Here is a 16,624-nt window from a genome sequence, read left to right on the forward strand (position 1 = left end):
CCGCCCTCGCCGGAGCGTCACAGCGTGGTGATCACCTCGGCGGCGTCCAGCCGGGGCAGTCGGTCGTGCCACGCGTGCGGCCCCGGGCGGCCGATGTTCATGAGCAGCAGCACCTCGTGCCGGCCGTCCGGGAAGAACTCCTGCCGTACGCCGACGGGATCGAAGCCGGCCATCGGACCGGCGGCCAGCCCCGCCGCCCGTACGCCGACCACCACGTAGCCGATCTGGAGGGTGGCGTTGAACCGGGCCTGCGCGACCCGCTCCGCCCGGTCACCGAGCCAGTCACGTGCCCGCGGCTGGTGCGGGAACAGCTCCGGCAGCCGGTCGTGGAAGTCCACGTCGGCGGCGAGCACCGCCACCAGCGGCGCGGCGGCGGTCTTCGCCCGGTTGCCGCGGGACACGTGCGGCAGCAGCCGGGCCCGGGCGGCCGGCGAGCGCAGCAGCAGGATCCGCAGCGGCTGGGCGTTGAGCGCCGTCGGCCCGTACCGGACCAGGTCGTGGATCGCCCTGACCTGGGCGTCGGTGACGGGCTCGTCGGTGAAGGTGTTGGCCGTGCGGGCCGCCCGGAACAGCAGGTCCTGGGCGGCCGGTTCCAGCGCGAGCAGATCCTGGGCGGCGGGATCCAGCGCGAGCAGGTCCCCGGCGCCGGTCGGACCGCCCGTGGGGGCCGCCTGCGGCTGATCGGCCGCCGGGCGGGTGGCCGTCCCGGTCATGACGGCATCGCCGCGCCCGTCGTGGTGTAGTCGCCCCGGTGCCGGACCAGCGGGTCGACGTCCTCGCCGCCGCCGAGGGCGAGCGGCTCGGCGATGAAGAGGGTGTGGTCGCCGGCCGGCACCCGGTGCGCGATCCGGCAGAGCAGCCGGGCCGGCACCCCGGTCAGCAGCGGCACCCCGAACGGCCCCGGCGTCCAGTGCGGATACGCGGCGAACCGGTCGATCCCGCTGGTCGCGAAGACCTGGGCGGCCTCCCGCTGGTGCGCGCCGAGCAGGTGCACGGCGACGTACTCGGCGCGGTCGAGCACGGGCCAGCTCGACGAGGCGACCCCGAGGCAGAACGAGACGAGCGGCGGGTCCAGCGAGACCGAGGTGAACGACGTGGCGGTGAAGCCGACCCGGACGGGCTCGCCCAGGCCGCCGAGGCAGGCCGGATCGACGGTGCCCGGTGCCACGGCGGTCACCACGGTGACGGTCGCGGCCTGTCGGCGCAGCAACGCGCGGAACAGGTCACCGTCCACCGGAAGCAGGTCGGTGGCGTCCGCCCGGGGGCGCGGCACGGTGGTCACGCCGGCACCGGGGGCGGGCAGGGGCCGGTGCGCCAGCGGGTGCCGGCCATCGGCGGTCGGGGCGGTGGCGGCGACGGGCGCCGTCCGGGGTGAGGCCATGAGGGCTCCTGCGGTGTCGACGAGGGGGGACGGCCCACTGCGGGGGCGCGGCACGCGGCCGGGCGGTGCAGGGGTGCGGCCGGGCGGGGACCGCGACTCGGGAGGACCGGGTCGGATCAACAGAGGGCGCTCGCGTGGCGGACCAGGTCGACGTGCACGCGGGCCGTGAGGAGATGCTCGTCCCGGTGCGTCATGATCCCATGCTGCCGGGGCCGACCGCCGAGGTCAATGCCCTACCGAGGGATGGGACCCGCGCCCGCGGGGCCCACCGGAATGCCCACGTCACCTGCGAAAAGTCCTCCGACATCACCTATCTGGTTGATAGGACTTCACGTCGTGTTCGGCCGCATCGTCCACTGGGGAGAGGGCGGGTTTCGCAATTCGTCGTTCCGGGCATGTTCGGGTTCGACAGGGCAGGGAAGGGAATCGAAAGGAGCCCCGCGATGGGTCTGATGTTCCGCAAGCGCAAGAAGTACGGCCCGATCATCCTGAACTTCACCGAGAACGGCTTCTCGTCCTGGAGCATCAAGATCGGTCGCTGGTCCTGGAACTCCCGCGCCAAGGCGCACCGGGTCGACCTGCCGGGTCCGCTGTCCTGGAAGCAGGACAAGTCCCGGGCCTGACGCCCCGAGGTCGAGCGGGGTGCCGGTGATTCACCGGCACCCCGCTCGACGTGTGTGCGGGTGGGCGTCGGTCAGGTGAGCGGGCGTGTCCCCAGGACGGAGATGAGCACGTCGCCGCCGAGCCGACCGTCTTCGGGCTCGCGGGCAACCTCCCCGGCGGCGAGCAGCCCGGTCAGCGCCCGGACGGCGTCGGACGACCGGTAGGCGGTCGCGGTGAGGGCGTGCCGGCGCAGCTCGGTGACCGTACGCGGGCCGGAGCGCGTCAGCTCGGCCAGCAGCTCGTGGCCCAGTGGGCCGGTTTCCGGGGCCGGTACGACGTCGAGGAGCCGCCCCGCCGCGTCGCGGTAGCGCACGCCGGCGGCACCGTCGACGGCCCAGAGCGCCTCCTTGAACGCCTCCAGGCTCTTGTCCGACCCGCTCGCGAAGGCGACCAGCCGCGCCGGGGCGCCGTCGGCGGGCACCAGCTCCACCTCGGTCGTCAGCCGGAACCCGGCGTCGGCGAGGGCGGCGCGTGCGGGGGCCCCGGCGGCGGTGGCGAACAGCACGTCCGCCGGCTTGCCGGTCGCCGCGGCGGTCAGCACGGCGGGATCGGCGGCGTCGGCGTCCACGACGGACAGCAGGGGCGCGCCGGCCGCGCCGGCCGCCTTCACCGCCACCGGCAGCCGGGCGGGACCGCCGGGCACGAGGTGCACGGCGACGCCCGCCGGCAGTCCCGCCTCCACGGCACCGAGCCGGGCCGGCAGCTCCTCCGAGCCGTCGGCGAGCACCAGCACGGTGAGCTGACGGCCCCGCAGCCGCTCGGCGTGCCCGGCGACCACCCGCAGCGCGGCCTCCGCGCGGCCGGCGTCGCCACCGGCGTACGCCAGGGCGAGGGTGGCCCGGCGGGCGCGGTGCAGCGCCCCCGGCAGCCAGGTCTCCAGGTGTCGGACGAGCAGCTCGCGCAGGACGGCGTCGGTCGGCATGCTGCCGTTCTACCGCACCCCCGCCCCGGGCCGGGCACAGCTCCCCCGACCGGCCGGCCATCGGGGCGTCGCCGGCCCCCGATGGCCTGGCTGTCGGCGGGGCGGCGCCGCGCCCAGGGGCGGGTCAGGCCGGTACGGAGACGCCCACGCCGCCGCGGGTCTGGCCGCCGTAGCGCCGCCGCTCGGCGTCCAGGTCGAGCCGGCCGATCCGCTTGCGGGCGGCCAGGGCGGCGTCGTCGAGCCGGTCCGCCGGCACCAGCCAGACGATCTCGAACTCCAGCCCGTCCGGGTCCTGCCCGTAGAGGCTCTTGGTGGTGCCGTGGTCGGACGCGCCGACCAGGGCTCCGGCGGCGGCGAGCCGCTGCGCGGTGGCCTCCATCTCGTCGAGGGTGTCGACCTCCCAGGCCAGGTGGTAGAGCCCCACGGTGGCGCGGCCGGCGGTGGAGCGGCCGGCGCCCGCGCCGATCTCGAACAGGCCCAGGTCGTGGTCGTTGGTGGAGCCGGGCGCCTGGAGGAAGGCGGCGCCCTGGAAACCGTCCGGCGTCATCGGGATCGGCCGGAAGCCCAGCACGTCGCGGTAGAAGTCGACGCTGCGGGCGAGGTCACTGACGTAGAGCACGGCGTGGTTGAGGCGGTGGATTCCCATGCCACCGACGCTAGCGCGGTTTTGTTGAACGTTCAACTATCTGCCGTATGATGGCCGTCATGACCCGCTGGCTGGATCCCGACGAGCAGCGCACCTGGCGCGCGTACCTGACCGCCTCCCGGGCGCTGATGGAGGCGCTCGACCGGGAGCTGCAACGCGACGCCGGGATGCCGCACGCGTACTACGAGATCCTGGTCCGGCTCTCCGAGTCGCCCCGACGCCAGCTGCGGATGAGCGACCTGGCCGAGGCCAGCGGCTCCTCGCGCAGCCGGCTCTCGCACGCCGTCGCGCGACTCGAAGCGGCCGGCTGGGTCCGCCGTGACGAGTGCCCCACCGACCGGCGCGGGCAGATCGCCGTCCTCACCGACGAGGGATTCGCCGCCCTCGCCGCCGCCGCGCCCGGCCACGTCGAGGGGGTACGCCGCCACCTGTTCGACGCGTTGACCCCCGCCCAGGTGGACCAGTTGCGCCGGATCAGCGAGACGCTCGCCGCCCACCTGACCGGTTCCTGACCAATACACTCCCATTCGGGTCTTGTACTTACCGTCGTCGGATGAGCACGATGGGGCGTGCCTTCCGGCTTCGGGGATCTGACTGACCACGCACACCACCTGGTGTCCTCCGGCGACCTCGCCGGCGCCCAACGGCTGCTCGCCGACGCGCTGACCGACGCCGACCCGCGTCCGGCCAACGCCACACCAGAGCTGGCCGAGGCCGCCAGCCTCCAGGCCCGTGTGCTGGTCGCCCTCGGCGAGCCGCACTCGGCCCGGGGCTGGGCCGCGTTCGCGTACGCGGCCACGACCCGGTTGCACGGGCGCTCCGACCAGCGCACAGTGGCCGCCGCGGCCACCCTCGCGGCGGTGCTGCACCGGGTCGGCAGCTGGTCTCGCGCCGCCCGCCTCTACCAGGAAGTGATCATCGAGCTGACCGCGCTCGACGGCCCCGAGTCGCTGCGGGTGCTCGCCGCCCACGCCGACCTGGCCACCGTGGAGTACGCGCGCGGCCAGTGCCAGGTTGCCCGCGACCGGTTGCAGGACGCCTGGGAGCTGCACCGCGAGGTCTACGGCGACGGGCACCCCAGCGGCATCAAGATGCTGGCCCGGCTCGGCGCGATGCAACGCGACTGCGGGCAGTTCACCGAGGCGCACGACAACCTGGCGCTGGCCAGGGAGCTGTGCCGCCAGCACCTGCCGGCGGACGATCCGCTGGCCGCGCAGGTGGCGGGGCTCGCCCGGGCGGCGGCCAACCCGGACCACGTCTGCGCCGACGCCGCACCCGTGGGCCGGGACGGCCCGATCGTGCCGTCCGCGCGCACCCCACCCCCGGGCGACGGACCGTCGACGGCGCAGCACCCCTCGCAGCCGGGTTACCGCCCGACGGATCCGGACCCGTACGCCGCGCCGCCGCACGCCGACCCGTACACGGACCCGTACGCCGGAGCGCCGCACGCCGACCGGTATGCCGGAGCACCGCACACGGTGCCGACGCCCCGGCAGCCGACGGAGGACCCGCCGCCCGGTTGGTGGCCGCCCGAGGGCGACGCCGGGGACGGGCCGGCCGACAGCGCCGTGCCGCCAGCGGTCGTGCCGCTGGCCGGCGGTGGCGGCGAGGAGGCCGACGGGGTGCACCGCGTCCGCCGGCCCGACGCACCCGAGGAGCCGTACCAGCCGTCGCGGCTGCTGCCGGTGCCGGTCCACCGGGCACCGTCGCGGCGCGACACCCGGCTGCTGACGCTCGTCGTCGGTGGCGTCGTGGTGGCGCTGCTGGGCACGGCGGCGGTGATCGCCGGGGTGGCGGCGGTCGACGGTGGGTCCGATCCGGCGCCCCCGGCCGCGACCGGCGCACCGGCCTCCACGCCGGCCGGCGGCCCGACCGGCACGGGCGCCCCGCCCGCCGCCGGCCCGACGACCGGGGGCGCGGCCTCCCCCGGCAGCCCGCCCAGCGCGGTGACGCTGCGGGACAACCGGGACAACGTGGCGTTGCGCTGGACGTACCCGGCCGGCGGGGAGGGCCCGGTCGTGATCTCGGGCGGCCGGTCCGGCCAGGCACAGACGGCCTTCGCCAACCTGCCCGCCGGCACCACCGCCTTCGTCGTCTACGGCCTGAACCGCAGCACCGACTACTGCTTCACCGTCGCGGTCGTGTGGTCGACCGACATGATCGCCCGCGCGCCGGAGGTCTGCACCCGCCGGAGCTGACGGACCGGCAAGGACGCCGAGAGCCCGGTGCCGCCGCGCCGGACCACCCGCGCCTCTGCCGGACCACCTTGCCGGACCGCCCGTGCCTTTGCCTGCCGGACCGCCTCTGTCGGACCGCCTCCGCCCTGCCGGACCGCCTTGACCCTGCCGGTCGGGCCCGGCGCGCGTCAGGGATGTTCCGGATCGTGCAGGGCCGGCAGCAACAGCCGTACCCGCAGCCCCGGCCCGCCGGCCCGGTCGGGGTGGGCGTCGGCCAGGTCGACGCTCCCGCCGGCCCGACGGACCAGCTCACGCACGATGGCCAGGCCGAGGCCGGCGCCGCCGTCGTCCCGGGCCCGCGCGTCGTCGAGCCGGGTGAACCGGCCGAAGACCCGCTCCCGGTCCGCGGCGGGGATCCCCGGCCCGTCGTCGGTCACCGTCACCAGGTGGTACGCCGCCGCGCCAGCGCCGCTGCCGCCCCCTCCCCGGCCGATGGTCCCGCCGCCCGCTCTCCCGCCGCCGTTTCCGCCGCTGCCCACCCCCGCGCTCCCGCCGCCGCCCGTTCTTCCGCCCTCGGTCCCGCCGCCGCCCGCTCTCCCGCCCGCGCTCCCGCCGCCGCCCGTTCTCCCGTCCGCTCTCCCGCCGGCGTCCCGGCCCCCGCCGTCGGCGGGGCCCTCCCGGCCGGTGGCCGGAGCGGCGGTCAGCACCACCTCGCCGCGGGCGTGCCGGACCGCGTTGTCGACGACGTTGGTCAGGATTCGCCGTAGCTCGTCGGGGTCGCCCTCGGTCCACAGCGGCGCCGCCGGCGGGTCGAGGCGCACCGGCGGCGACGGGTACCGGGCGGCCACCGCCGACAGCAGGGCACCCAGCTCGACCGGCCCGGTGGCCCGCGCCGGCGGGCGCTCGTCGAGCCGGGCCAGCAGCAGCAGGTCGTCGACGAGCCGGCCGAGCCGCTCGGCGTCGGCGAGCAGGTTCGCCGACACGGCCGTCCAGTCCGTCCGGTCGGCCAGCCGCCGGGCTACCTCCAGCTCGGTACGGATGTTCGTCAGTGGGCTGCGCAGCTCGTGCGCGGCGTCGGCGACGAACGCCCGTTGCCGGTCCCGGGCGGACTCCAGCCGGCCCAGCATCCCGTTGAGCGTGACCGCCAGTCGGTGGATCTCGTCCCGCGACGCCGGTACGGGCAGCCGCCCGCCCCCGTCGCGCCCGGTGATCTCCTCGGCGCCCCGGCGCAGCGCCTCGACGGGGCGCAGGGTCGCGCCGACCACCCGCCACGCCACGGCGGCGAGCACCGCCACCAGCAGCGGGAGGCTCACCAGCAGGATCGTGCGTACGACGTGCGCGCTGTGCCGCACGTCCGCCAGCGACCGGGCCACCAGGACGGTACGCGGGTCGGCGTCGGTGCCCGCCGGTACGGCCACCACCCGTACCGGCCCGGCCAGGCCGACCCGCTCCCCCGACACCGTCAACCGCTGCCGGACGCCGACGTCGATCCGCTCCGGCGACACCATCGGCACCAGCCGGTCGGCGTCGATCGAGGCGGCCCGTACCCGCCCCTCGGCGTCGATCACCTGCACCCGGACCTGACCGCCGGCCACCGGCAGCGGGTCGGGCAGGACCTCCTCGGCGGCGAGCAGCGCGACCGCGTCGGCGGTCCGGAACGCCTCGGTGTCGACGGCGCGTTGCAGGGCCCACCCCAGTACGGCGAGCAGGACGAGCCCGCCGACGGCCAGTCCCCCCGACACGCCGAGCACCCCGACCGCCATCAGCCGCCCGCGCAGCCCCGGCCCGGCGCGCAGGCGCCCGCGCAGCCCGGGCCTCATGTGGTGAGCCGGTAGCCGGCGCCCCGGACCGTCTCCAGCCGCTCCCTGCCGATCTTGCGCCGCAGGTAGCCGATGTAGACCTCGACGGCGTTGGGTGCGGTCTCGAGGCTGGCGTCCCACACGTGGTCGAGCAGCTCGGTCTTGGAGACCACCTCGCCGGGGCGGCGCATCAGGTAGTCCAGCAGCGCGAACTCGCGGCTGGTGAGCGCGACCTCGGCGTCGGCCCGGGTCACCCGCCGCCGGGCCGGGTCGAGCCGGAGATCGCCGACCGCGAGCACCGTGGGGCGTTCGGGGGCGCCCCGGCGCAGCAGGGCCCGCAGCCGGGCCAGCAGCACCACGTACGAGAAGGGCTTGGTGAGGTAGTCGTCGGCCCCGCAGTCCAGCCCGTCGGCCTGGTCGTACTCGCCGTCCTTGGCCGAGAGCATGAGCACCGGGAGCCAGTGCTCCTCGGCGCGCAGCCGGCGGACCAGCTCGTAGCCGGAGAGGCCGGGCAGCATCACGTCGAGGATCATCGCGTCGTAGCCGCCGTGGCGTGCCGCGTCCAGTCCCTCGGGGCCGGTCGCGGCCACGTCCACCGCGAACCCCTCGGCCTGCAAGCCCCGTTGCAGGGCGGACGCCAGCCGCGACTCGTCCTCCACCACCAGCAACCGCACACCCCAAGGGTGCCACCGGCGCGCCCGGGGCCGTACGGCCGTCCTCAGCGCCCTCACAGCGTCGAGGGGGCAGGATGTCGGCAGGAGGTGTCACATGTCCGTCCTGAAGAGCCGTCCCGTCCTGCGCTGGCTGGTCCCGGTGACCGCCGTCGCGACCGTCATCGGCGGCGGCGCCGCGCTCGGCACGTTCGCCGCCCAGGCCGAGCCGAGCCTGCCGCCGCGTACCGCCGCCCAACTCCTGGTCGACCTGCAGACCTCCCGGCTGGAGGGGCTCTCCGGCACGGTCGTGCAGCGCGCCGACCTGGGCCTGCCGCCGCTGGCCGGACTGGTCGGCGGCGACGGCCTGACCGGCCTGCTCACCGGCACCCACACGCTGCGGGTCTGGCACTCCGGGCCCGACCGGCAGCGCGTCGCGCTCATGGACACGCTCGGCGAGCGGGACATCCTGCGCAACGGCCGGGACGTGTGGGTCTGGAACAGCCGGTCCAACACCGCCACCCACCGCACGCTCCCCGAGGGCGCCGCCGGCGCCGAGACCCCGGAGCTGCCGGTCACTCCCGGGGAGGCCGCCGACCGGGCCCTGGCCGCGATCGACCCGAGCACCGAGGTGAGCGTCGGCCGGTCCGCCACGGTCGCCGGTCGCGACGCGTACGAGCTGGTGCTCGCCCCGCGCGACGCCGCCTCGCTGGTGCACCAGGTGCGCATCGCCATCGACGCGCGGCAGCACGTGCCGCTGCGCTTCGAGGTCTTCGCCGACGGCAGCGACAAGCCGGCCTTCGAGATGGCCTTCACCCAGGTGTCGTACGCCCGGCCGGACGCCGACCAGTTCACCTTCAATCCGCCGCCCGGTGTCAAGGTGACCGAGGAGACCGCCGGCAGACAGCACGCCGACGTGCCCGGGAAGCGGCCCATGGCCGGCGCGCGGCCGGACGTGCGTACCGTCGGCGAGAGCTGGACCACCGTGGTGGTCGCGCGGCTCGACGGCGCCGGCGCGCCCGCGGACCGACCGGCCGCCCCCGGCCGCGCCGGGAACGGACCGACCGGCGACCCGGCGGCGTTGCTCGGCGCGCTGCCGAAGGTCAGCGGCGACTGGGGCAGCGGCCGGCTGCTGACCGGGAAGGTGTTCAGCGTGCTGCTCACCGACGACGGCCGGCTCATCGCGGGCGCGGTGACGCCGGAGCGGCTCTACGAGGTGGCGAAGGGCTGAGCATCGGCAGTCCGACGGGGTCCGCCGTTTCGGCGGGCCCCGTCGTCTGCGTGGGGTGGCCGGCGGCATGTGCCCGGCGCGCTTGGTCACGGCGACCGGCGCACGGTATCTTTCTCAGTTCAGGCAACAAAAAAGAACGGCCATTCATAGCCGTTCCGAGAGAGATTATAGGCAAATGGGAGACGGCTTGTCAAGGCATTCCGCCGATTCCACGGAATTGCAGCCGAACGACGAAATCGGTCGCGAACAGGAATACGTCTCGATGCTCTACCGCCGGCTGGACGAGCTGCGTGAGCAGGCCGCCCGTCGGCTGACCGAGGAGTTGCGGGCGACCGGTGGCACCCGTCAGGCACTCTCCCAGCGCGACAGCGCCGTGCGGATGTACGCCGACCAGGTCGAGCAGTTCTCCGCCGTCGAGAGCGGCCTCTGCTTCGGTCGGCTCGACACGGACGAAGGCGGCCCCCACTACATCGGCCGGATCGGGATCTTCGACACCGACGGCGACTACGACCCGCTGCTGATGGACTGGCGCGCCCCGGCGGCCCGCGCCTTCTACCTCGCCACCGCCGCCAACCCCCAGGGCGTACGCCGCCGCCGGCACCTGCGTACCCGCGAGCGCAAGGTGGTCGCGCTCAACGACGAGGTGCTGGACCTCGCCACCGCCTCCCCCACCGCCCACGAGGAACTGACCGGCGAGGCGTCGCTGCTCGCCGCGCTCAACGCCGGGCGCACCGGCCGGATGCGCGACATCGTCGAGACCATCCAGGCCGAGCAGGACCGCATCATCCGCGCCAACCTGCCGGGCGTACTCGTGGTGCAGGGCGGCCCCGGCACCGGCAAGACCGCGGTCGCGCTGCACCGCGCGGCGTACCTGCTCTACACCCACCGGGAACAGCTCTCCACCCGGGGCGTGCTCATGGTCGGCCCGAACGCCACGTTCCTGCGCTACATCTCCCAGGTGCTCCCGGCGCTGGCGGAGACGGGCGTGCTGCTGCGGACGCAGGGCGATCTCTTCCCGGGCGTCAGCGCCCGCCGTGCCGAGCCCGCCGAGACCGCCGCCCTCAAGGGCCGCGCGGTGCTGGCCGAGGTGCTGGCCGCCGCCGTCCGGGACCGGCAGTGGGTGCCCGAGGAGCCGCTGGAGATCGAGCTGCCGCAGCAGGAGGTGCTGCGGCTCGACCCGGAGACCGTACGCGCCGCCCGGGAGCGGGCCCGCCGCTCCGACCGGCCACACAACCTGGCCCGGGCGCTCTTCGACGTCGAGATCGTCCACGCCCTCGCCGCGCAGGTCGCCGAGCGGATCGGCGCCGACCCGCTGGGCGGGGAGAACCTGCTCGACGAGGCCGACGTGGCGGAGATCCGCCGCGAGCTGCGCGAGGAGCCCGAGGTGCGGGCCGCGCTGGACCAGCTCTGGCCGGTGCTCACCCCGCAGCGCCTGCTCACCGACCTGTACGCCTCGCCCGACCGGATCGCCGCCGCCGCGCCCATGCTCACCGACGACGAGCGGGCCATGCTGCACCGCGAGCCGGGCGGCTGGACGCCGGCCGACGTACCGCTGCTCGACGAGGCGGCCGAGCTGCTCGGCGAGGACGAGCGGGCCTCCGCCGCCCGCCGGGAACGAATCCGGGCCATGCAGCGGGAGTACGCCGAGGGCGTGCTGGAGATCGCCAGGGGCTCCCGCTCCATCGACGTGGAGGACGAGGCCGAGGGCGGCGAGATCCTCGGCGTGACCGACCTGCTCGACGCCGACCGGCTGCTGGAGCGGCAGGAGGAGGCGGACCGGCTGACCACCGCGCAGCGGGCCGCCGCCGACCGGCGCTGGGCGTTCGGGCACGTGATCGTCGACGAGGCGCAGGAGTTGTCGCCGATGGCCTGGCGGCTGCTGATGCGCCGCTGTCCGAGTCGCTCGATGACCATCGTGGGCGACGTGGCGCAGACCGGGGCGCTGGCCGGCACGCCGTCCTGGGCCGACGCGCTGGAGCCGTACGTGGCGCAGCGCTGGCGGCTGGAGGAGCTGACCGTCAGCTACCGCACCCCGGCCGAGATCATGGCGGTCGCCGCCGAGGTGCTCACCGAGATCGACCCGGCGCTACGCCCGCCCCGCTCCGTACGCTCCAGCGGGGTGCCGCCGTGGGACCGCGCGGTGGCCCCCCAGCGGCTGGCGACGGAGCTGGTGGTCGCCGCCACCCGGGAGGCGGCCGGCCTGGACGACGGCCGGCTCGGGGTGATCGTGCCGGCCGGCCGGGTCGACGAGCTGGGCCCGGCGCTCACCGCCGCCCTGCCCGAGGCGGCCGTCGGCGAGGACCCGGAGCTGGAGAGCCGGGTGGTGGTGCTCACCGTCGGCCAGGCGAAGGGCCTCGAATTCGACTCCGTCCTCCTGGTCGACCCCGACCGCATCGTGGCGGAGTCGCCCCGGGGCCGCAGCGATCTCTACGTCGCCCTCACCCGCGCCACCCAACGCCTGGGCATCCTCCGCCCCACCTGACCCGGCAGGCGACGGGGTGGGCCACTTCGGGGTGAACCACCTGACCCGGCAGGCGACGGGACGGGTCACTCCGGGGCGAACCAGCTGACCCGACAGACGACGGACGGGTCACTCCGGGGTGAAGTCGCCGACCTGGCTGGCGGGGCCGGACTGGTCGCTGGTGGAGCCGCCCGCCGGGGTGCTCAGCCCGCCGGTGGTGGCGTCGCCCGTGGTGGTCGGCGCCACCTTGCCGGGGTGCCGCTCCGGCTGCCGCGCCAGCCGGCGGACGGACGCCGGGCCGGCGGTGCCGCCGGTCGTGGTGACGGCGCCCTGCCCCCGGGTGGGTCCGCCGTCCCGCAACACCTCAGGATCGACCGGAACGTGCGCCGGGTCGTCCGGGTCCTCGTCCTGGATGACCCGCTGCACGTCCGTCTGGGGCACGGTGACCTCGTCGAGGGCGCCCTCGCCGTACGCGCCGCCGGCGATGCGCTCCTCGGCCCGCCGGGCGGCGTCCTGCCGCATGTCGTCCTCACGCATGTCCATCACCTCGCAGGAGTGTCGTTGCGGGATGCGTGCCCGACGTCCGGACCGACAAACCCGCCGCCCGAGCCCTCCCACCTCGGTCGATCATGCAATCGTGGTGCCCGTTAGATCCGTGTTCAGGCGTTTTGCGCCTCACCACGGCTGCATGATCGACGCCGGCCCTCGGGGGCGGGACGGCGGGCGACTTTTTTGGCCGCCGTCGGCGTTACTGCCTCCGCCGGGTCGGGTAGACGGCGGTTGTCCCCGCCATGAACGCGAACCGTGCCGTGGCCGACACGCGGTAGCGGGGCGAGGGAACGCAGGTACGACTCATCGCATCCTGAGGAGGACAAGATGAGCACGCAGGCTGCTTCCACCAGGCCGACCAACCGGCCGACCCAGGACATGCCCAACCGGGCGATGCAGGACAGGGCCATGCAGGAACGGGCCATGCAGGAGACGCCCACCCGTCCGATGCCGATGATGCACGACGGGCACCGGGAGGCCATGCAGGCGCCCGGCACGGAGACCAAGCCGGCGCTGCGGACCACCGAGTTCTGGGTCTACATCGCCGCCGTGATCGGCGTGCTGGCCGCCTCGCAGCTCGTCGGCCGGAACTCGGCCGGGGTGGACATCTTCCGGGCCGACAACGCCTGGTTCATGATCACCCTGCTGACCCTCGGATACCTGGGTAGCCGTGGTCTGGCCAAGGCCGGCAGCAACTGGCGCAGCGGTGAGGAGCGCAAGGCCCGGCACTGACCGGGAGACGCGCACCACGGCAGACGGCCCCCGGGACCACGGTCCCGGGGGCCACTGTCGTGTGTGCTGCTATTTTTCGAAGCCGCGCTGCTACTCCTCGAAGCCCCAGTCCTCGGCGAAGTCGCCCTCGATCGCGTCCTCGATCATCTCTCCGGCGACCATCCCGCCGACGACCCCGAGCGCGGCACCGGCGACCACGCCGCCCATGCCGACACCCCGGCCGTGCCCGTGCCCGTGCCCGTGCCCGCCGAAGCCGTGCGCGCTACGCAGGCTGCCGTAGCGGGACGTGGTCTCCCGCAGCCAGCCGTCGACCAGCTGGACCCAGTCGGTCCGGTCGGCCTCGGTGTGCGCGACCCGGTAGTGACCGAAGGCGTCGTGCCCGGCGGTCAGGAAGCCGCCGCGCTTGTCGCACTCGAGGATGACCTCGACGCCGTGCGGGCTGGTGACGAAGGTCAGCTCGACCTCGTTGATCGTGCCCGCGTACTGCGGCGCGGCGAAGAACTCGATCTCCTGGTAGAACGGCAGCGTCTGCTGCGTGCCCCGGATGTGGCCGCGCTCCAGGTCGGCGTGCTTGAACCGGAAACCGAGCTGCTGGAACGCCTCGAGGATCCGCTCGTGCACCGGCAGCGGGTGCACGTTGACCTGGTCCAGGTCGCCCTTGTCCACCGCCCGCGCGATCGCCAGCTCGGTGCGCAGCCCCATCGTCATGCCGCGTAGCCGCTGACCGTAGACGTCGGTGATCGGGGTCTCCCACGGCATCGGGAGCTGGAACGGGATGGCGAGCTGCTGCTTCGCGGCGAGCTGGAGCGGGCCGCTGACCGGCAGCCGGTGGAACTCCATGACGCCCGCGTACTCCGTGTCGTGGCCCTCGATCTCGACCCGGGTGACCAGGCCGACGACGATCTGCTCGATGTTGGCCGGCGCGTCGCCGCCGAGCAGGTTCACCTGGCCCTCAAGGGTCAGGCCGGGCCGGGTGTTCGGGTTGGTCAGGACGGTGTCGACGCTCGGCCCGCCCACGCCGAGCGCGCTCAACATCTTCTTGAAGACCATCGGAACTCCCGTGCAAAGACACCCTGCTCCACCTTGGAGCCGGTCGCTGACTTGCCCGGACCCTATCGAGAACCGCTGTGAAGTGCCTGTGAGGGCACGCCGGGGCCGGCGGACACCGGGGGACAGCCGCCGGGCGTACGCCCGTGGGCTCCCCTACCCGCCCGGAGAACAGCCCGTGGGCCGACGCCGCGGCCCTCGTCGCCCGACACCGTGGAGACACGTTGTCGATACGGCAGGAGGGCACATGACAGCACCAGTCACGGCGCGCATCGACCGGGTACGGATGACGCGACGACGCCTGATCGGCACGGCGCTCGCAGTCGGGGGCGCCGTGCCGATCGGCGTCGCGGGCCGCGCGTCGGCGGCCCGGAGCACCCCGGTACGGCTCACCCTGCCCGCGCCCACCGGCCCGTACCCGGTGGGCACGGTGCGACTGCACCTCGTCGACCGGGCGCGCCCGGATCCCGTTGCCGGCCCCGGGCGTCACCGCGAGTTGATGGCCAGCGTCTGGTACCCGGCCCGCGACGTCGGGCAGTACCCGCGGACGCGGTGGACGGCCCCGGCCGTCCTGCGTGCGTACCTCACGTCCGGGGGATTCCCGGCCGACGTCGCGCTCGCGCCCCTCACGGTCGGCCACGAGGGCGCACCGGTACGGCGAACGGGCGCACGGTTGCCCGTCGTCGTGTTCTCGCACGGCGCGCACGATCACCGCGCCAGCAACATGATCATCGTCCAGGAACTCGCCAGCCACGGGTACGTGGTGGTCACGGTGGATCACACGTACGACGCGTTCACCGAGTTCCCCGACGGCCGGCTCCTCGTCCCGCTCGACGACGTGGCGCTGTTCCCGGCGGACTTCGCCACGGACATCCGGTTCGTCCTCGACCGCCTTGAGGACGTCGCCGCCGGACGCAATCCCGACGTACGACACCGGCCGCTGCCGACCGGCCTGTCGGGTGCCCTCGACCTGCGACGCATCGGCATGTTCGGCTGGTCGAAGGGCGCGACGGCGACGGCCCTCGTCATGAACGACGACCAGCGCGTACGGGCCGGGCTGGGCCTCGACGGCCCGATGCAGTCGCGACCGCCGCTCACCACTGACCTGGATCGGCCGTTCATGCTGATGACCGCACGGTTCACGCGGGCCGCGGAGCCGAGCGTCGCCCAGTTCTGGTCACACCTGCGCGGATGGCGGCGCGACGTCCAGGCCGACGGCGCGGTCCACTCGTCGTACGGCGACAACCAGGTGCTGATCCCGCAACTGGCGAAAGCCGTGGGGATGAGCGACGAGGAGCTACCGGGCTGGATCGGCACGCTGGATCCGGCCCGGGCGCAGCGGATCCAGCAGGCGTACCCCCTCGCGTTCTTCGACCTGCACCTGCGGGGGCGGCGTGGGCGCCTGCTCGACGGCCCCAGCGCGGCCTTCCCGGAGGTGAAGTTCATTCCGTGAGGGCGACGGACCGCGGCGCGGCACCAGGCCCGCGCCGTGGTCCGCGCCGGTCACCGGCGCGCCCAGGTCCGGCTCCTGCCACGAGGGTGCCGGCCGGCACCGCCCGGATCAGCCGTCGCCGGGACGGCTCGGTTCCGCGCAGGTCGGCACGACGATCAGCTCGCCGACCTGGTCGGCGAGCTGACCGCGCGCCTGCGCGGGCAGCCCCGCGTCGGTGACGAGCACGTCGGCCGCGGAGAGCGGGGCGATCGTGGCCATTCCGATGGTCTCCCACTTGGTGTGGTCGGCCAGCACGACCAGCCGCCGCGCCGCGTCGATCAGGAACCGGTTCGTCCCGGCCTCCAGCAGGTTCGGGGTGGTGAACCCCGTGCGCGGGCTCATCCCGTGCACGCCGAGGAAGAGCACGTCGACGTTGAGGGAGCCGATCGCCGCCTCCGCCACCGGCCCGGTCAGGGCGTCCGACGGGGTACGGATGCCGCCGGTGAGCACGACCGTCCGGTCGGCGCGGGGGCGCTGGTGCAGGGCGTCGGCGACGGGGACCGAGTTGGTCACCACCGTCAGGCCGCGTACGTCGGCCAGTAGGGCGGCCAGCGCGGCGGTCGTGGTGCCGGCGGAGAGCGCGACGGCCATGCCGGGCTCCACCAGGGCGGCGGCCCGCTCGGCGATGGCCCGCTTCTCGGCCCGCTGCCGGACCGACTTCGCGTCGAAGCCGGGCTCGTCGGTGGAACCGGGGCCGGGCAGGGTCGCGCCGCCGTGGACCTTGTCGATGAGCCCGCGCTCGGCCAGCGCCTCCAGGTCCCGCCGGATCGTCATGTCGGAGACGCCGAATCGGCTCACGAGGTGGCTGACCCGCACGCCGCCGTGCTGGCGGATCAGTTCGAGGATCGCGGTCTGCCGCTGTCGGGCCAGCATC

At 74.8% G+C, this 16,624-nt stretch carries 17 protein-coding genes; 7 read left to right on the forward strand and 10 right to left on the reverse strand.

What is annotated here, in order from left to right; all coding sequences use genetic code 11:
- Positions 1-17: 17 nt before the first annotated feature.
- From ACGFIR_RS09825 to ACGFIR_RS09835, 3 genes are all read right to left on the reverse strand, one after another.
- Positions 18-713, reverse strand: a complete 696-nt coding sequence (locus ACGFIR_RS09825) for a malonic semialdehyde reductase (RefSeq protein ID WP_393144289.1) — start codon at positions 711-713, stop codon at positions 18-20.
- Entirely contained in the window at positions 710-1,282 is a 573-nt protein-coding gene (locus ACGFIR_RS09830; protein ID WP_393004683.1) for a flavin reductase family protein, read from the reverse strand. The genes ACGFIR_RS09825 and ACGFIR_RS09830 overlap by 4 nt, the downstream gene beginning before the upstream one ends.
- A 215-nt stretch (positions 1,283-1,497) precedes the next feature.
- A complete protein-coding gene (locus tag ACGFIR_RS09835; protein ID WP_393004685.1) occupies positions 1,498-1,575 on the reverse strand; it encodes a putative leader peptide in 78 nt (25 codons plus the stop codon).
- 249 nt (positions 1,576-1,824) lie between these two features.
- Between ACGFIR_RS09835 and ACGFIR_RS09840 the strand changes: the two genes are divergently transcribed.
- Positions 1,825-2,004: a DUF4236 domain-containing protein gene (locus ACGFIR_RS09840; protein ID WP_007075522.1), complete on the forward strand. Its 180-nt coding sequence runs from the start codon at positions 1,825-1,827 to the stop codon at positions 2,002-2,004.
- Between the two features lie 71 nt (positions 2,005-2,075).
- Here ACGFIR_RS09840 and ACGFIR_RS09845 read toward each other — a convergent pair whose 3' ends face one another.
- Together ACGFIR_RS09845 and ACGFIR_RS09850 are read right to left on the reverse strand one after the other, a co-directional pair.
- A complete protein-coding gene (locus ACGFIR_RS09845; protein WP_393144291.1) occupies positions 2,076-2,966 on the reverse strand; it encodes a hypothetical protein in 891 nt (296 codons plus the stop codon).
- A gap of 124 nt (positions 2,967-3,090) precedes the next feature.
- Positions 3,091-3,612 (reverse strand): VOC family protein, encoded by a 522-nt coding sequence (locus ACGFIR_RS09850; RefSeq protein ID WP_393144293.1) that lies wholly within the window; start codon positions 3,610-3,612, stop codon positions 3,091-3,093.
- A 50-nt stretch (positions 3,613-3,662) separates the two neighbouring features.
- Between ACGFIR_RS09850 and ACGFIR_RS09855 the strand changes: the two genes are divergently transcribed.
- Positions 3,663-4,124 (forward strand): MarR family winged helix-turn-helix transcriptional regulator, encoded by a 462-nt coding sequence (locus ACGFIR_RS09855; protein ID WP_393144730.1) that lies wholly within the window; start codon positions 3,663-3,665, stop codon positions 4,122-4,124.
- A 57-nt stretch (positions 4,125-4,181) separates the two neighbouring features.
- Positions 4,182-5,810: a tetratricopeptide repeat protein gene (locus ACGFIR_RS09860; protein ID WP_393144295.1), complete on the forward strand. Its 1,629-nt coding sequence runs from the start codon at positions 4,182-4,184 to the stop codon at positions 5,808-5,810.
- A gap of 167 nt (positions 5,811-5,977) precedes the next feature.
- Here ACGFIR_RS09860 and ACGFIR_RS09865 read toward each other — a convergent pair whose 3' ends face one another.
- Positions 5,978-7,552 carry a sensor histidine kinase gene (locus ACGFIR_RS09865; RefSeq protein ID WP_393144732.1) on the reverse strand — a complete coding sequence of 525 codons (1,575 nt, stop codon included), beginning with the start codon at positions 7,550-7,552 and terminating at the stop codon, positions 5,978-5,980.
- A 53-nt stretch (positions 7,553-7,605) separates the two neighbouring features.
- Positions 7,606-8,262 (reverse strand): response regulator transcription factor, encoded by a 657-nt coding sequence (locus ACGFIR_RS09870; protein ID WP_393144297.1) that lies wholly within the window; start codon positions 8,260-8,262, stop codon positions 7,606-7,608.
- Between the two features lie 94 nt (positions 8,263-8,356).
- Between ACGFIR_RS09870 and ACGFIR_RS09875 the strand changes: the two genes are divergently transcribed.
- Positions 8,357-9,469: an outer membrane lipoprotein carrier protein LolA gene (locus ACGFIR_RS09875; RefSeq protein WP_393144299.1), complete on the forward strand. Its 1,113-nt coding sequence runs from the start codon at positions 8,357-8,359 to the stop codon at positions 9,467-9,469.
- A gap of 175 nt (positions 9,470-9,644) precedes the next feature.
- Positions 9,645-11,951 (forward strand): HelD family protein, encoded by a 2,307-nt coding sequence (locus ACGFIR_RS09880; RefSeq protein WP_393144301.1) that lies wholly within the window; start codon positions 9,645-9,647, stop codon positions 11,949-11,951.
- Positions 11,952-12,059: 108 nt separating this feature from the next.
- Here the strand turns inward: ACGFIR_RS09880 and ACGFIR_RS09885 are convergent, their stop codons facing one another.
- On the reverse strand, positions 12,060-12,467 hold the full coding sequence (locus ACGFIR_RS09885; RefSeq protein WP_393003851.1) for a hypothetical protein: 408 nt from the start codon (positions 12,465-12,467) through the stop codon (positions 12,060-12,062).
- Between the two features lie 339 nt (positions 12,468-12,806).
- Here ACGFIR_RS09885 and ACGFIR_RS09890 point away from each other — a divergent pair, with 339 nt between their 5' ends.
- On the forward strand, positions 12,807-13,211 hold the full coding sequence (locus ACGFIR_RS09890) for a hypothetical protein (RefSeq protein ID WP_393003853.1): 405 nt from the start codon (positions 12,807-12,809) through the stop codon (positions 13,209-13,211).
- Positions 13,212-13,301: 90 nt separating this feature from the next.
- Here the strand turns inward: ACGFIR_RS09890 and ACGFIR_RS09895 are convergent, their stop codons facing one another.
- Positions 13,302-14,261, reverse strand: coding sequence for a sporulation protein (locus ACGFIR_RS09895; protein ID WP_393144303.1), 960 nt, complete (start codon positions 14,259-14,261; stop codon positions 13,302-13,304).
- Between the two features lie 244 nt (positions 14,262-14,505).
- Here ACGFIR_RS09895 and ACGFIR_RS09900 point away from each other — a divergent pair, with 244 nt between their 5' ends.
- Positions 14,506-15,711, forward strand: coding sequence for an alpha/beta hydrolase family protein (locus ACGFIR_RS09900; RefSeq protein ID WP_393144305.1), 1,206 nt, complete (start codon positions 14,506-14,508; stop codon positions 15,709-15,711).
- 108 nt (positions 15,712-15,819) lie between these two features.
- Here ACGFIR_RS09900 and ACGFIR_RS09905 read toward each other — a convergent pair whose 3' ends face one another.
- Positions 15,820-16,623 carry a DeoR/GlpR family DNA-binding transcription regulator gene (locus tag ACGFIR_RS09905; protein WP_393144307.1) on the reverse strand — a complete coding sequence of 268 codons (804 nt, stop codon included), beginning with the start codon at positions 16,621-16,623 and terminating at the stop codon, positions 15,820-15,822.
- Between the last annotated feature and the right edge of the window lies 1 nt (position 16,624).

It is taken from the genome of Micromonospora sp. NPDC049051 (genome assembly GCF_043197575.1).
Classification (GTDB): Bacteria; Actinomycetota; Actinomycetes; order Mycobacteriales; family Micromonosporaceae; genus Micromonospora.

Bases quoted from the DNA above. Each gene is read 5' to 3' on its own strand.
- ACGFIR_RS09845 (WP_393144291.1), bottom strand. From the start codon at position 2,966: ATGCCGACCGACGCCGTCCTGCGCGAGCTGCTCGTCCGACACCTGGAG.
- ACGFIR_RS09885 (WP_393003851.1), bottom strand. From the start codon at position 12,467: ATGCGTGAGGACGACATGCGGCAGGACGCCGCCCGGCGGGCCGAGGAG.
- ACGFIR_RS09880 (WP_393144301.1), top strand. From the start codon at position 9,645: ATGGGAGACGGCTTGTCAAGGCATTCCGCCGATTCCACGGAATTGCAG.
- ACGFIR_RS09825 (WP_393144289.1), bottom strand. From the start codon at position 713: ATGACCGGGACGGCCACCCGCCCGGCGGCCGATCAGCCGCAGGCGGCC.
- ACGFIR_RS09855 (WP_393144730.1), top strand. From the start codon at position 3,663: ATGGCCGTCATGACCCGCTGGCTGGATCCCGACGAGCAGCGCACCTGG.
- ACGFIR_RS09890 (WP_393003853.1), top strand. From the start codon at position 12,807: ATGAGCACGCAGGCTGCTTCCACCAGGCCGACCAACCGGCCGACCCAG.
- ACGFIR_RS09865 (WP_393144732.1), bottom strand. From the start codon at position 7,552: ATGGCGGTCGGGGTGCTCGGCGTGTCGGGGGGACTGGCCGTCGGCGGG.
- ACGFIR_RS09840 (WP_007075522.1), top strand. From the start codon at position 1,825: ATGGGTCTGATGTTCCGCAAGCGCAAGAAGTACGGCCCGATCATCCTG.
- ACGFIR_RS09905 (WP_393144307.1), bottom strand. From the start codon at position 16,623: ATGCTGGCCCGACAGCGGCAGACCGCGATCCTCGAACTGATCCGCCAG.
- ACGFIR_RS09835 (WP_393004685.1), bottom strand. From the start codon at position 1,575: ATGACGCACCGGGACGAGCATCTCCTCACGGCCCGCGTGCACGTCGAC.
- ACGFIR_RS09875 (WP_393144299.1), top strand. From the start codon at position 8,357: ATGTCCGTCCTGAAGAGCCGTCCCGTCCTGCGCTGGCTGGTCCCGGTG.
- ACGFIR_RS09850 (WP_393144293.1), bottom strand. From the start codon at position 3,612: ATGGGAATCCACCGCCTCAACCACGCCGTGCTCTACGTCAGTGACCTC.
- ACGFIR_RS09900 (WP_393144305.1), top strand. From the start codon at position 14,506: ATGACAGCACCAGTCACGGCGCGCATCGACCGGGTACGGATGACGCGA.
- ACGFIR_RS09895 (WP_393144303.1), bottom strand. From the start codon at position 14,261: ATGGTCTTCAAGAAGATGTTGAGCGCGCTCGGCGTGGGCGGGCCGAGC.